The organism is Maccoyibacter intestinihominis, from assembly GCF_040096355.1.
Taxonomy (GTDB): Bacteria; Bacillota; Clostridia; order Lachnospirales; family Lachnospiraceae; genus Maccoyibacter; species Maccoyibacter intestinihominis.
The window spans coordinates 1-769 of the sequence record NZ_JBBMEX010000039.1; the positions used below are offsets into that span (position 1 = coordinate 1).

The 769-nt window shown below is 39.9% G+C and carries 1 protein-coding gene; it reads right to left on the reverse strand.

The window, feature by feature from the left end:
• Positions 1-96: 96 nt before the first annotated feature.
• The gene (gene clpP, locus WMO43_RS14115) at positions 97-678 is read right to left on the reverse strand and encodes an ATP-dependent Clp endopeptidase proteolytic subunit ClpP (RefSeq protein ID WP_353531589.1); all 582 of its coding nucleotides are present in this window, start codon (positions 676-678) and stop codon (positions 97-99) included.
• Positions 679-769: the final 91 nt, after the last annotated feature.

Sequence of the window (769 nt, forward strand, 5' to 3'; positions counted from 1 at the left end):
TTACGTCCTGCCATATACTCTCCCTTCAATCTACAACGAGGATATCCCAAAATTGTCAAATCTTCATTTTGAGCTGCCCTCACTTTTTACTCACAATTATCTGTTTGTAATGATACTGTCAATGATACCGTATTCTTTTGCTTCTTCGGCACTCATGTAATAATCACGCTCGGTATCCTGTGCCACCTGCTCGATCGGTTTTCCTGTGTTCGCAGCGATAATCTCATTTAATTTTTTCTTTGTCTTTAAAATGTTCTCTGCTGCGATCTGGATCTCCGTTGCCTGTCCTTTTGCTCCGCCGGACGGCTGATGGATCATGATCTCAGCATTCGGCAATGCCATTCTCTTGCCCTTTGTACCACCGGCTAACAGGAATGCTCCCATACTCGCAGCCATACCGATACAAATGGTAGAAATATCACACTTAATATACTGCATTGTATCATAAATTGCAAATCCACAGGGTACAATGCCTCCCGGTGAATTAATATAGAAATTAATATCCTTCCCCGGATCTTCTGACTCTAAGAATAACATCTGTGCCACAATACTGCTTGCAGTCACTTCGTTTACTTCTTCTCCGAGAAATATAATTCTGTCTTTTAATAATCTTGAATAGATGTCGTAAGAACGTTCTCCACGGCTGTTCTGTTCAATGACATAAGGAATATAACTCATGATATAACCTCCAATTTATAAAAACTTTATAAAATAGTGCTTAAAATCTACTACAGACCGGTCCTGTGATAGAACCAGTCTGCAATTCAAC

Excerpts from the sequence above, each read along its gene's own strand:
- clpP (WP_353531589.1), bottom strand. The coding sequence starts at position 678 with ATGAGTTATATTCCTTATGTCATTGAACAGAACAGCCGTGGAGAACGT.